The following is a 12,533-nucleotide window of genomic DNA, read 5'->3' on the forward strand; positions in this document are numbered from 1 at the left end:
CTAACTGCCGCGTGCAGCCCGCCTGTTCCGGTTTCGAAGGGTGCCCCTCGTTCCGGACTCCGGGCCCCCGCCGCTGAGGCGGCGTTCGAGGGGAGTGCGGTAGCAGGGGGTGACGCGGGTGCCGTCGAGGAAGGCGGTCAGACGTCCGATGGCGTCCTCCACGGCCGTGCGGGCCTCGCGGCCGGGGTCGGCGAGGAGGTGGTGGCGCACGTGTCCGTCGGGCCCTTGGGACCAGGCGCCGATGACGCGGCCGCCCCACCAGACCGTGGGGCCGATGTTGCCGTTGCGGTCGAAGAGTTCGGGCGTGTACGCCGGGTCGAGGTACCAGTCGCGGTGGCGCCAGCCCATCGCGGTGGGGTCGAGGCCGGGCAGCAGCGCGGCTTCCGGCGCGGCGGCGGGGAGCGGGTCGACGTCCTCGGGCAGGACGTGGCCCGTGCCCTCGGCGAGCTCGACGGCCTGCGCGGCGGTGGCCGCGAGCGCGGCGCGGGTGGCGGTGAGCGTCCATCCCGTCCACCACTTCAGGTCGTCGACGGTGACGGGCCCGAAGGCCGCCAGATAGCGGCGGGCCAGCTCGGTCCGCGCCTCGGCGGCGGGCAGCGGCGGCTGCGGTCGCGCCGGGGCCCAGCGGAACTGCCCGGACGTCCACGAGCCCACCGGCCGGGCGCGCCGCACGCGCCCCTCGGCGGCCAGCAGGCCGAGCACCGGCGAGGCGGCGCGCTGCCGCGACGCGTAGGGCTTCTCGGGGCTGACGACGAACTGCTCGCCCAAGTCCGGCACATCGGCGGCCAGTTCGGCAGCGGAGGCCTCGCCGCGTGCCGCGAGGGCGTCGAGGAGCGCTCGCTCCACGGCGGCGCGGCGCCGCTCGTCCCAGCCCAGGGCGTCGCGCAGCTTCGCCGTGGCGTCGGCGCGGTGCGGGTCGCTGCTCTTGGCGGTCGCGTGCCAGACGGTCGGGGCGAGCGCGGCCGGGACCACGAACAGGGTGCGGCGCATGCACCGTACGCGCGCCAGTTCCGGCTCGGCCCCAGGGCCGGTGTCGTAGAGCGCGGCGTCGATGGCGGCGACGGTGGGCGTCCGCATCCGGGCGGCCGCCGCGAGGAAGACCGTCGCCGGGTCGGTGGCGTGCAGCCCGGTCAGGGCGTGCGCGACCTCCTGGGCCGAGGTGACCCTGGTGGCGGCGGTGAGGAGATGCCGCCGGGCCAGACGGGTGCGGCGTTGGGCGGCGGTGACGCCGGGCAGGGCGGTCATGCGGGTTCCCTGGGCTCGTGGTCGGTCGCGGCGGGGGTCAGCGGGCGCCGTGGACGCAGAACGGCTGGCCCGACGGGTCGAGGAGGACGGTCCAGTCCGTGCCGCCCGGCTGGAACGCGGGCTTGGTCGCGCCGAGTTCGAGGAGGCGTTCCTCCGCCGCGCGCGCGTCGTCGAAGGCGAGGTCCAGGTGGAAGGGCAGCGGGTCCTCGGGCCAGTTGGGGGCGGTGAAGTCCTCGCTCGCAGAGAAGAGGTACAGGGCCGTGCCGACGTGGAACGCGTGGGCGACGTCGGTGCCGTGCTCGTCGGGGAAGGTGTCGCTCACCTCGGTGCCGAGGGCGGCGGCGTAGAAGTCGGCCAGCTGCCGCCCGTCCTTGGCCCACAGCGCGTGGCAGATGACCTTGCCCGCCAAGGGGGTGCTGGGTGTGTCGGTGCTCGTCATGGCGTGTCCTTGCGGTCGCGTGGGCGGCGGGCCGCTCAGCGCACGACCTTGATGCCGAAGTGGCCGCCGAACCGCTGGCCGAGGCCGAAGCCGATGGCGGAGTGCATGTGGGCGTACATCTCCATGCCGCGCGAGCAGACGAGCGGGCCGAGGTCGAGGATGTCGGTCCAGCCGTAGGACGTGAGCAGGTCGGTGACGGTCCGCTTGGCGTCGTCGTGGTCGGAGGCGACGAACATGGTGTGGTCGCCGTCGCCGACCGCCTTCGGGTTGACGACGGTGGACTGCTCCTGCGTGACGAAGCTCTTGACGACCTTCGTGTCCGGCAGGGCGCGCTGGATCCGCTCGCCGAGGCTGTCGGTGTCGCAGGGGTCGAGCTTCGGCATGACGCCCCACGGCGTGGGCCAGGGGTGCTCCGACGCGTGCTGGTACACGAACGGCACGGCGTAGTCGATGAGGGTCTTGCCGCTCAGGCTGCCCGCGATGCCCGTCAGGGCGGCGACGGCGTTGTGCCCGTCGATGCCGTTGATGACGACCCTCTCGGCGGCCTCGGCGGCGTCGCCGAAGCTCAGCAGGGTGACACCGGGGTGGTCGGCGAGCCACTGCCCGTAGGGCGCGTTGCCCATGACGTCGGGCTCGGTGCGGGCCAGGGTGGCCTCCGGGTCGCGGGTGCCGACGAACACCTCGTGGCCGAGCTCGACGAGCTTGGCGGTGTGCTCACGGGCACCGCCGCCGGTACCGAGAACGGCGATCTTCATGACGGAGCCTTTCGGTGCGGTCAGGGCCCTGGTGGCGAGCCCCACGCTTGATTAGTACATACGTACTGTACATCGACGCCAGCAAGCTCGCCATACGGACATCACCCCCACCGCACCCTCCACAGAACCACTGACCAGCGCACACTCGGCCACGAAAAGGGGGATACACGCCGGCCCACTTACGCCGCCCACTCAGCAGTACATACGTACTAGACAGGAGAAGGGCAGCCGGTCGGGGCGCAGAGTTGCCAGGGGCCCCACGGGCCGCCGGGAGCCGTCTGTGTGATCTGCCAGTGGCGGTCCCTGTTCCACTCGCGGACCGAGACGTTCAGCCGGTCGTCGGCGAGCTGGGTGACCCGGTCGGGGTGGCTGAGGCCCACGTTCGGCTCGGGCAGGGGGCCGAGCGACTCCACCGGACCCCACACGTCGCCGGGGCTCGGCCGGCGGCGCAGCTCCAGGGAGCCGCCGCTCGGCCGCGCCGACGCGAAGGCGTCGATGCTGCCGTCCCGTTCCGTGAAGAGCACGACACCCCCGTGGTACGGCATGGGGGCCAGGCCGAAGGGCTCCGGGGCCGTCCACGCGTGATCGCCCGGCCGCTGCGCGGAGTGGCAGAAGGTGCCGTACGCCGAGAAGAGGAGTTCCAGGCGTCCGTCACCGTTCTCGACGGCGGTGACGTAGTAGCTCTTGGGCCCTACGGTCGCCGCGCTCACGCGTTCCCAGGGGCCGAACCGGCCTCCTGGCGCCTCCTGTTCTCGGTGCCACACGAAGGGGAGGCGGGCCGTCGCCGTCGTGTCGTAGAACTGCTGGAACTGTGCCACGCGCCCGTCGGACCGCGGTACGGAGACGAGGCTGTCCGGCACCGGGGTGCTCGCCAGGCCCTGGGCCCGGTCGTCGGTCGGGCAGGCGGCCGTGGCCGCGCGGGCGGGGGACGGGGCCGCGAGGCCGCCGCCCAGGGCGCCGAGCAGCAGCGCGGCGACGGCGAGCAGGGTGCGTAACGGAGAGGTTCGCGTCATCCGGGCATTGTCGTGGCGCCGTGGGGTGCGGGGTGGAGAGCGGTTCCGGTCACCACCGGTAGGAGAAGCGCAGGGCGCCGCCCTCCTCCCGGTAGCGGCCGCGGCCCCGTCTGCCGAAGGGGTTCGGGAGCATGCGGACGCTCACCCGCTCCGGCTCCCGGACCGAGGTGACCACCAGGAGCCGCCAGCGGTCGCCCGCCGCGTGCCGCTGGGCCGCGCGGACCTCGCTCTCGCCGAGCTCAAGGCGGCCGCCGTCCCCCTGGGTCGCCTTCACCTCGAACATCAAGGGCCGCGGGCCGGAGCCCACCGCGAAGTCGTAGCCGAGGCCGTCGTCGCCCGCCGGGCCGGGGAAGAGCCGCCTGCGGTTCGAGGACACCCAGCTCGTCTCGTCCGCCTCGGGGTAGCCCCGGCACAGCCAGTGGTAGGCGTACCACTCCCCCATGTATCCGATGGCGTCGCGCTGGGCCGGGGAGAGCCCGGCGTCCGCGCCGCCGTGGCGGCCGCCGGGCCCGCGCCGCCCGCCGCCGGACGGGCGGCGGGCGGGCGGCAGTTCCTGGGGTCGGGTGAAGGCGACGCGGCCGCCGCCGAGGGCGGGGATGGCGCCCCGGTCCAGGGCGCCCTGGAGTGCGGCGGTCAGGTCGCTGAGGTCGTCCGCGCGCAGGTCGATGTCCCTGCCGCCGACGGAGAGGGTGCGCCGGCGGCGCTCCTGTGCGCGGCGCTCGTGCTCCGCCGCGTGCCGCACCCGGTCCAGGGCGACCGTGGTGAGCCCGTGGGCGTCGAGGTCGACGGTCGCGGGCATGCCGTCCGGCCAGTGGCCGAGCGCGGCGAGCCAGCCGACGACGTCGTCCGGGCCGAGGAGCCGGAAGTCCAGGGCTCCGGCCGCGTCGAGGAGGCCGGTGACGGCCTCGGCCGGGTTCGCCCCGGCCAGGGGTTCGGGCGGGGGGTGCCGGGCCGCCTTCACCAGGGCCACGAGGTCCGCGACGGCGTCGGCGACCGCGCGGCGGTTGCCGCTGCGGACCTGGTCGACCGGGGGCAGGTGGGCGCCCTCGCGGGGAGCGGGCGCGCCCAGGCGCAGCGTGAGCTGGGCCTCGATGTGGGACGCGATCAGCGGGGTGTCGGCGGTGTCCACGGTGTACTCCCACGCCTTTGGGGCCGTGATCCAGTCCAGGGTGCGCAGCACCGGCCAGTCCGGCAGCGGCTCGCGCGCGTCGAAGGCGTCCTGCGCGGCCCGGCGCAGCCGGTTCACGAGGGTCTTGCGGTGCAGGTCAAGATGCCCGCGCACCGCCTCTTCGTGGGCCTCGGCGTGGCTGATGCGGCCGGGGCGCGGCAGGGTGCCCAGGGTCTCGTTGAACGCGGCGAAGTCGATGTCCAGGAGCAGCCGCAGCTCGTCGAGGTCGCGGGCCGTGCGGGCCAGGCGGATGAACTCCTCCGGAGGCAGGGGCAGTTCGTCGCCGCGGCCGTCGAGGGCGCTCTGGAACTCCCTGGTGTCGCGGGGCGGCGGCACGGTCAGGTCCTCGGCCGCGGCGGAGCCGAGGAGGTGGACGAGGAAGGGGAAGCAGCGCTCCAGGACCCCGCCGATGGCTCCGTCGATGCGGCGACCCGTCTCCTCGACCTGGGAGCGCGTGACGCCGAGGGCGTCGGCGAGTTCGTCCGGCGCGGGCGTGCGCGGATCGGCGTGGCAGGAGGCGAGGTGGAGGGCCGCGAGGCGCAGCCGGATGCCGAAGTCGCGGTGGCCGAGCAGATCGGCGAGGGCGGGTGCGAGCCGGGCCGTCTCCGCCCAGCCGGGGTCGGCGTCCCGGGTGAGGAGCAGCGGGTGCTTGGGGTCGGGCAGGGGCAGGACCCCGCCGAGCCGGTCCGGCATGGTGACCGGCCTGCCGTCGAGCCCGATCTCCCAGGTGCGGTAGCGGTGCAGGCGGATCCGGCGGACCGTGGCGGTCAGCCCGGCCAGTTCGGCGTCGCTCGGCCGGGGGCCGTCCGCCACGTGGTCGGCGAGCACGCCCGCCGCGAGGGTGAGCCAGGGCAGCTCGTCGACGAGGGGCTCGCCGAGGGCGGCCGCGTTCACGACCTCGCCGTCCACGGTCACGGAGAACGCGGCGTCGTCGACGTGCCGGACCCCGTCCGGGCGGCCGAGGCGCGCGGCGGCCTCGGCGGCGACGCCGGGCACGACGAGCAGCGGCCGCCCCATCTCCCGTACGAGCCGGGCGGTGAGGCTTTCGCGCTCGCCGCTGACGTACAGCACGGAGTGCGGGCCGCCGGGGCCGGAAACCGGGCCGCCGGGGCCGCAGGGCCCGTCGCCGGATGCGGCAGGCGTCTCCCCGGCCGTGGAGGACGCGGTGGCCGGGCCGCCCAGTTCGGAGAGCCGCACCGCGATCAGCCGCTCCCCCGCCTCGGCGAGGACGCACGCGTCGTCCGGCAGGGTGCCGGACGTCTGCCTGACGAGGTGCTTCCAGGCGCGTTCGTTGGCGCGCTGCGCGGCGGGCCGGTCCTCGCCGCCGACCTCGCCGTCGGCGACGAGCCGCCCGAGCGCGGCGACGAGCCGGACGCTGTCGCGGGGGTCGTCCCACGTCGGAAGCCCCAGGGAGCGCAGCCGCGCGCCGGTCTGCTGCGGTTCGACGAGGGGGCGGACGCGACGGTCGACGCCCGGCGCGTACAGCGGCTCCTCGTCGAGTCCCGGCGGGCAGTACCAGGCGTCGGCGGGGCGTACGAACCGCACGGTCCTGCCGCGTCCGCGCACCGGGAGCCACGGCTGCTCCCTGAGGAAGGCGGCCAGCGGGGTCCGCACCCGCTCCCGGTCGTCCCTGCGGCTGCCCGCGCTGGACCACGTGCTGGTGAAGTACCGGTCCGTCCACTCGGCGAGGCCGTGCAGGACCAGTCGCGCGTACGCGAGGCGGGCGCTCTCGCCGAGCCGTCCGACGACGTCCTGCCCCGGCAGCCAAAAGGCGGGGCTGCCCTCGTAGGGCGTCTGCGGGTACCAGGCGGTGGAGGCGGCCCTGCCGATGTGCGGCTCCCACTGCGCGGCCACCCCCGGGGGCACGTTGGCGAGGCGCACCAGGCGGGCGGCGACCAGGTCCTGGCCGTACTCGCGGCGCACGGCGTGGGCGGCGTACACCGGCGAGAGGCCGTCGCCCACGCCTGCTTCGCGGAGGAACTCCCGCCACTCCTGGGCGGTTTCGCCGCGCCTGAGGAACGCCTCCGGCGGGGCGGTCAGGCGCCTGCCGATCCGCTTGAGGCTCGGGGAGGCCTCCTGGCCCGCTTCGACCACGACGACGAGGTCGTCCCCGCAGGTGCCGTCCCAACCCCGGCCGAAGACCGCTTGGGCGGCCCTGACCGGCATCCCGTCGGCGGAGGGCACGTAGAGGCCCAGGCCGCCGACGGCCATCCCGCTCGTCGTGCGGCGGGAGCGCCACAGCCGGAAGACGAAGCGGAGCGCCTGGTCGCGCAGCTTGCGGTCCTTGCTCTCCGCGAGGGCCCTGCGCACGTGTTCCAGCAGGCCCTTCACGTCGAAGGGGCGTACCAGACCGGCGTGTTCGAGGAAGAAGCGGGCGGGCTGGCGGCGGACGTGCCGCGCCGTGCCGGTCCAGGTCAGGCCGGGGTGCAGGGAGAAGAGCCGCTTGCCGAGCACGGCGGGGACGGCGAGGGCGTCCGCCTCGCCGCCGAGGTCGCCGCGCACCGGCTGGAAGAAGGCCTCGCGTCGGGCCCGGCGCCCGCCGCGCCCCGCGGGCCGCACCTCGCCGTTCGCGTGCCGCAGCGTCCCGTCGTCGGCCAGGAGGATCCGCCGCCCGCGCAGGACGGTGCCGTCGTCCTGGAAGAGGGCCGCCATGTCGTCGTACGCGCCGTCCCACGCCTCGGCGGTGTCGCCGGGCCCGGGCAGCGGAAGCGTGGCGATCATGCGCTCCACGTGTTCGGCGAGCGCCTCGGGCGCGGGTTCCCAGGGGCAGCCGAGGGCCTTGCAGACGGCGGCGAGGCGCTTGAGCCGCTCGCCGCCGACGTCCGGGTCCGCGACCACGGCACCGGCGTCGTGGGCGCGCCGCGCGGTGAGGACGGCCAGGTCGTGGTCGGGCCACAGGACGGCCTGCCGGGGCGCGGCCCAGGCGGTGTGCGGGGGCGCGCCGTCGGCGGCGAGCACGGGGACGAGCGGCACGTCGGCCAGTTCGCGGCCGTGCACGTGCCGGGCCGCCGTGACGAGGAGACCGGCCTTGCGCCTGCCGGACTCCCAGCTCACCAGGTCCACGGCGAGGCGGCGCAGCCGCGGGTCCGGTGCCGCGCGCAGGCGCTCGGCGGCCGCGAGGCAGGTCTCGGCGAGCGCGTCGAACAGCATGGCGTTCAGGGGGTGTTCGGCGTCGAGGCCCGTCCGGTCCATCTTGGTGAAGAACGGCGCGTTGACGTGGGCGGCGAGGGGCGCGGTCGCGCCGTCGCCCAGCGGCAGGAACGTGTACGTCTGGCCGCGGCGCGCCTTGCCCGCGGCGAGCGGCACCGCGACCTCGATGACGGCGGGTTCGCTCCACTCCAGCCAGGCGTCGTCGAGGAGGCCGAGGCCGGTCGCCTCGGCGAGGGTGCGCCGCAGCCGCTCGGGCGAGACCTGGCCGCGGGCGACGAGGAACTCCCCGGCCCCTTCCAGGGTGACTTGGGCCAGGGCGACTTCGGGGTGGGGCTCGGCGGGGCGGGGCACCACGGGGTGGGGCTCGGCGGCGCGGGACGGGAGCGCTTCGGGCGCGGCGGGCCGGAGGGGCCTTCCTGACCGGCTGGGCCTTCCCGGCTGTCCGGACCCTCCTGACCGGGGGGCCTCCTCCGACGGGAGAGGCCCCCTCGACGGGGGAGGCTCCCCCGACGGGAGGGGCTCCCCCGACGGGAGGGCGAACGGCTCCTCCGCGCGGGCGAGTTCATGCACCTGCCGCACCTCGCCGCCGCCCCGCCACTCCAGCGTCAGTCCGGCGAGCCGGTCGAGGAAGAGCATGACCGGCGTCCTGGCCTCGGCCAGGTCCCGCAGGCGCAGCCGCACCTCGTCGCGGGCGGCCTCGCCGCGCAGCGGAAGCCGGACCACCGTGACGTGCCCGAGGGCGGCGAGCTCCGCGCAGACAGCGGGCACCTCCGTGACGGGGAACGGGACCTGGAACGGCGGCAGCTCGTCATGGGCCTTGCGCGCCGTCCGCTCGTCCTGAAGCAGTTCCACCAGGTCGTCCCGGCGCGCGAAGCGGAAGCGGTAGCCGTCCAGCGGGCCGGGCTCCCGCCGCGCCGACGCGGCGCTGTAGATCTCCGGGGCCTCGGTGATCTGGAGGATGCTGCGGAACCCCACACCCTTGTTGCCGATGCCCTCCCCGATCGGCTTGTCGCTGCGGGCGAACTTGCACACGGCCTCGACCCTGGACCAGGTGAAGGGGGTGCCGCCGTTGGCGACGTAGAGCGTGCCCGCCTCCCCTTCGTCCTCGTCGAGCAGGACGTGCACCCGGCCGTCGCCGCGGTCCTTGGGGTGCGCGTCGTGGGCGTTCTGCAGCAGCTCCAGGAGGAAGCGCCCCGCGTAGTCCCGGGCGTTGCTCAGCGAGGCGGCACGCAGTTGCAGACCGGGCTGCCAGGTCGGAGCCAGCTGCCACTCGTGCAGCACCTTGAGCGCGTACTCCCGCAGCCGGGCCCCATACGCATGGTCAGTCATGGTCCCCCCTAGGGCCTGTCCGCATGCTCGGCGCAACGGTAGCGGGGTGACCGCGGGGCGGTGACCGAGACCCACACCGAGCAGGGACGTGCCCCGCGCTCCTGCCGGTGCCGACCGCTTCTCAGCGCCGGGCGTGGCGGACCTTCAGCCGCCCGAACCCCATGGCTCCGCTGATCCGGATCGTCGGCCCGCCGGGGGCGGTGCGCCGCGGGGCCGTGTAGCGCGGCGCCTTCCACCCGGCCTGCAGTGCGCCGATGTCGACGATCGCGTCGCGCGGCACCGTGATCTTGGCCCTGCCCGAGCCGAGTGCCAGCTCGATGTCCACCACCGGATGCTCGATCACCGCCCGGGACAGGTCCAGGTGCACCTTGCCGAACGCCGACGCGACCTTGAGGGTCCTCGGCACCCGCCACGCGCCCCGCCGCTTGATCCGCCCGCTGCCGGCGGAGATCGTGGACGCGGCCTCCGCCGCCGGCTCCGGAAGCGAGGCCAGCGCCGCCGCCAGGTCCTCCCGCGTCCTGGCGGTGAGCGCCCGCTGGAGGCGGTCGTCCATCTCCTCGTGGGCGATGTATCCGTCGGCGTACGCCTCCTGAAGGCGCGTGGCCGCCGCTTCGCGGTCGCCATCGCCGATCAGGGTCGACGGGCCTGCGGACAGGCCTGTCGGCGCGTCCGCCGACGCCTCTGCCGGTATGTCTGTCGACGGGTCGTTCGGGGGCGAAGTCACCGTTTCACTTTAGTGCCAAGCCAGTTGACGCCACCGCCGCGCGCCACGCGGCGGCCCAGGCCACCGCCCCGGCGGGTCCACACCCGGGCACGACGGGACAGCGGAACACCGGGCCCCCGCACCCATCCACTTGCCCGCCCCGCCCGCCCCTGACAAGGTCACGCCCATGCCTACGTTCTCCTCGTACGACGGAACCAAGATCGCGTACCACGTCTCCGGCGCCGGGTCGCCGCTGGTCTGCCTGCCCGGTGGCATGCGGGACTCCGTCTACCTCGGCGATCTCGGCGGGCTCTCCGCGCACCGGGAGCTGGTCATGCTCGACCTGCGCGGCACCGGCAGGTCCGAGGTCCCGGCGGACCTCGGCAGCTGCCGCAGCGACCGGCTCGTCGCGGACGTCGAGGCGCTGCGCGAGCACCTCGGCCTGGAGACCATGGACCTGCTCGCGCACTGCGCGGGCGCGAACGTGGCGGTTCAGTACGCGAGCGAGCACCCGGACCGCGTCGGCACCCTCACCCTGATCACGCCGAGCGTCCTGGCCGTCGGCATCGAGATCAGCGCGGACGTGCGCCACAGGACCGCGCGCCTTCGCGCCGACGAACCCTGGTTCCCCGAGGCGTACGCGGCCCTGGAGGCGATCACGGCCGGGCGGGCGACGGGCGGCTCCTGGGAGGCCATCGCCCCCTTCCTGCACGGCCGGTGGGACGAGGCCGCGCAGGCCCTCCAGGCCGCCGACGCGGAGCAGAAGAACAGCGAGGTCGTACGGGCCTTCAGCGCGGAGGGCGCCTTCCGCCCGGCCGAGACCCGCGAGGCGCTGGCCCGCTTCACCGCGCCGGTCCTGCTGCTCGCCGGAGAGGTCGACCTCAACTCCCCGCCCCCGGCCATGGCCGAACTCGCCGCACTGTTCCCGCGTGCCGAGCTGGTGACGCAGCCGGGCGCGGGACACCACCCGTGGCTCGACGACGCGCAGCTCTTCGTGAGCACCGTGACGTCGTTCCTGGACTGATCAACCACCCCTTGCCGTAAGCGTTCACCACGACCTAGGGTCATTACATGTCGCGCATACGCCAGGCAGTGGGGGACGACGTCCCGGAGCTCGTACGCCTGCGGGCGCTGCTGTTCGAGACCCTCGGCGGCGCGTTCTTCAACCCCACGGCAGGGGACGAGGAGTGGCGGCACCGACTCGCCGCGGTCCTCAAGGAGCAACTGGGTTCGGACGCCGTACGCATCCTGGTCGTGGACGGCGGGGACGGGCTCGCCGCCTGCGGCATCGGCACCATCGAGCAGCGGCTGCCGGGCCCGCACCTGCGCAACGGCCGGATCGGGTTCGTCCTCGGCGTGGTCACCGACCCCGCCCACCGGCGGCGCGGCCACAGCCGCGCGATCATGCGGGGGCTGCTCGACTGGTTCCGCGAGCAGGGTGCCGCCCGCGTCGACCTGCACGCCTCCCCCGACGGCGAACCCCTCTACCGCGACCTCGGGTTCACCGACCACCCGGACCCCGCGCTGTACTGGCGGCCGTGACGCGCCCCGCCGTCAGAGCTCGCCGGCACCCCGTGGCCCGCGCACTTGTGGCAGTGCGGAAAGCCGGGTAATCGAATCATCCGGGACGTAGCCGAGACGCGGAGGCGGCATGGACTGGGCCCGGTTCGGACAGCAGATGGCGGGCATGGCGCGGGACCTCCTGGCGCAGACGTCGGTCGACGGCACCCTGCGGCGGATCACCGCGTCGGCCACCGAGCTGGTGCAGGGCTGCGACGCGGCGGGCATCCTCGTCCTGCACGGCGCGGACGTGGAGACGCTCGCACCCACCCACCAGCTGGTCGTGGACAGCGATCGGCTCCAGGAGCGGGTGCGGGAAGGGCCGTGCTTCGACGCCGCCCGCAGCTCCCTCGGCGCCCAGGTCTTCCGCATCGCGGACTTCAGCCGGGAACAGCCGCGGTGGCCCGCCTACGCCCCGCGGGCCCACCGGCTCGGCGTGGGCAGCATGATGGGCTTCCTGCTGTTCACCGAGGACACGGACCTCGGCGCGCTGAACCTCTACTCCCACGAGCCCGGCGCCTTCACCGAGGCCAGCGAGCTGGCCGGCTGGCTCCTCGCCTCCCACGCGGCGGTGGCCCTCTCCAGCGCCCGTACCCACGCCCAGATGGAGCAGGCCGTCGCCACCCGCCACGTCATCGGCGAGGCCATGGGCATCCTCATGGGCAGCCACCGCCTCACCGAGGAGCAGGCCTTCGACGTGCTGCGCCGCTACTCCCAGGAGAACAACGTCAAGCTCCGCGAGGTCGCCCGGCTCGTCTGCGAAGGCGGCACCCTGTGACCCTCCGGCAACGGCTCCGCGGCGACGGCGCATGACGGCTCCGGTACCGGGTACCCGCGGCGGGCGGTGACCTCCGGGTACGAGCCCATCAGGGAATCCCACGCCCCCCTGGGTACCCGTCGAGGAGTGCGTCCGCAGGCCGAGTGCGCCTGCGGACGCACGCGGCCGCCACCACCCCCGGTGACGGCCGCCGTCCCGTCGGCATCGCCTCCGTACGGGACGCCCCGGGCAGCGGCCTGCGGAGGCCTCGAGGGAGCCGTGGCCTCGGGCGGCACTGCCGGCCTCGGGCGCACACCGCGCCATGCCTCCGGTCTACTCCCCCGCGCCCGGCTCGGACAGGGGGCAACCGGCCTCCGGTACGGCACGGCGGCGGCCCGACGGACACGGCCTCCG

The 12,533-nt window shown here is 75.1% G+C and carries 9 protein-coding genes; 3 read left to right on the forward strand and 6 right to left on the reverse strand.

The genetic code is table 11. The annotated features are described in order from the left end of the window. The 6 genes from C9F11_RS03650 to C9F11_RS03680 form a co-directional block, all read right to left on the reverse strand. A complete protein-coding gene (locus tag C9F11_RS03650) occupies positions 1 to 1,245 on the reverse strand; it encodes a winged helix DNA-binding domain-containing protein (protein WP_138957884.1) in 1,245 nt (414 codons plus the stop codon). Between the two features lie 37 nt (positions 1,246 to 1,282). Beyond that, a complete protein-coding gene (locus C9F11_RS03655) occupies positions 1,283 to 1,684 on the reverse strand; it encodes a VOC family protein (protein WP_138957885.1) in 402 nt (133 codons plus the stop codon). Positions 1,685 to 1,719: 35 nt separating this feature from the next. Beyond that, the gene (locus C9F11_RS03660) at positions 1,720 to 2,439 is read right to left on the reverse strand and encodes an NAD(P)-binding domain-containing protein (RefSeq protein ID WP_138957886.1); all 720 of its coding nucleotides are present in this window, start codon (positions 2,437 to 2,439) and stop codon (positions 1,720 to 1,722) included. A gap of 209 nt (positions 2,440 to 2,648) precedes the next feature. Continuing rightward, the gene (locus tag C9F11_RS03665; RefSeq protein ID WP_171075625.1) at positions 2,649 to 3,452 is read right to left on the reverse strand and encodes a hypothetical protein; all 804 of its coding nucleotides are present in this window, start codon (positions 3,450 to 3,452) and stop codon (positions 2,649 to 2,651) included. A 49-nt stretch (positions 3,453 to 3,501) separates the two neighbouring features. Beyond that, positions 3,502 to 9,099 carry a DUF3883 domain-containing protein gene (locus C9F11_RS03675; protein ID WP_138957889.1) on the reverse strand — a complete coding sequence of 1,866 codons (5,598 nt, stop codon included), beginning with the start codon at positions 9,097 to 9,099 and terminating at the stop codon, positions 3,502 to 3,504. Between the two features lie 121 nt (positions 9,100 to 9,220). Continuing rightward, complete coding sequence (locus tag C9F11_RS03680; RefSeq protein ID WP_138966016.1) at positions 9,221 to 9,754, reverse strand: DUF1707 domain-containing protein; 534 nt, start codon at positions 9,752 to 9,754, stop codon at positions 9,221 to 9,223. A 235-nt stretch (positions 9,755 to 9,989) separates the two neighbouring features. Here C9F11_RS03680 and C9F11_RS03685 point away from each other — a divergent pair, with 235 nt between their 5' ends. The 3 genes from C9F11_RS03685 to C9F11_RS03695 all read left to right on the forward strand — a co-directional run bounded on the left by C9F11_RS03685 (position 9,990) and on the right by C9F11_RS03695 (position 12,140). Continuing rightward, positions 9,990 to 10,826 carry an alpha/beta hydrolase gene (locus C9F11_RS03685; RefSeq protein ID WP_138957890.1) on the forward strand — a complete coding sequence of 279 codons (837 nt, stop codon included), beginning with the start codon at positions 9,990 to 9,992 and terminating at the stop codon, positions 10,824 to 10,826. A 47-nt stretch (positions 10,827 to 10,873) separates the two neighbouring features. Continuing rightward, positions 10,874 to 11,344, forward strand: coding sequence for a GNAT family N-acetyltransferase (locus C9F11_RS03690; protein ID WP_138957891.1), 471 nt, complete (start codon positions 10,874 to 10,876; stop codon positions 11,342 to 11,344). A gap of 109 nt (positions 11,345 to 11,453) precedes the next feature. Then, on the forward strand, positions 11,454 to 12,140 hold the full coding sequence (locus tag C9F11_RS03695; protein ID WP_138957892.1) for a GAF and ANTAR domain-containing protein: 687 nt from the start codon (positions 11,454 to 11,456) through the stop codon (positions 12,138 to 12,140). Positions 12,141 to 12,533 lie beyond the last annotated feature (393 nt).

It is taken from the genome of Streptomyces sp. YIM 121038 (assembly GCF_006088715.1).
GTDB lineage: Bacteria > Actinomycetota > Actinomycetes > Streptomycetales > Streptomycetaceae > Streptomyces.

Coding starts and splice junctions, on each gene's coding strand:
- C9F11_RS03650 (WP_138957884.1), bottom strand. CDS start 1,245: ATGACCGCCCTGCCCGGCGTCACCGCCGCCCAACGCCGCACCCGTCTG.
- C9F11_RS03655 (WP_138957885.1), bottom strand. CDS start 1,684: ATGACGAGCACCGACACACCCAGCACCCCCTTGGCGGGCAAGGTCATC.
- C9F11_RS03660 (WP_138957886.1), bottom strand. CDS start 2,439: ATGAAGATCGCCGTTCTCGGTACCGGCGGCGGTGCCCGTGAGCACACC.
- C9F11_RS03665 (WP_171075625.1), bottom strand. CDS start 3,452: ATGACGCGAACCTCTCCGTTACGCACCCTGCTCGCCGTCGCCGCGCTG.
- C9F11_RS03675 (WP_138957889.1), bottom strand. CDS start 9,099: ATGACTGACCATGCGTATGGGGCCCGGCTGCGGGAGTACGCGCTCAAG.
- C9F11_RS03685 (WP_138957890.1), top strand. CDS start 9,990: ATGCCTACGTTCTCCTCGTACGACGGAACCAAGATCGCGTACCACGTC.
- C9F11_RS03690 (WP_138957891.1), top strand. CDS start 10,874: ATGTCGCGCATACGCCAGGCAGTGGGGGACGACGTCCCGGAGCTCGTA.
- C9F11_RS03695 (WP_138957892.1), top strand. CDS start 11,454: ATGGACTGGGCCCGGTTCGGACAGCAGATGGCGGGCATGGCGCGGGAC.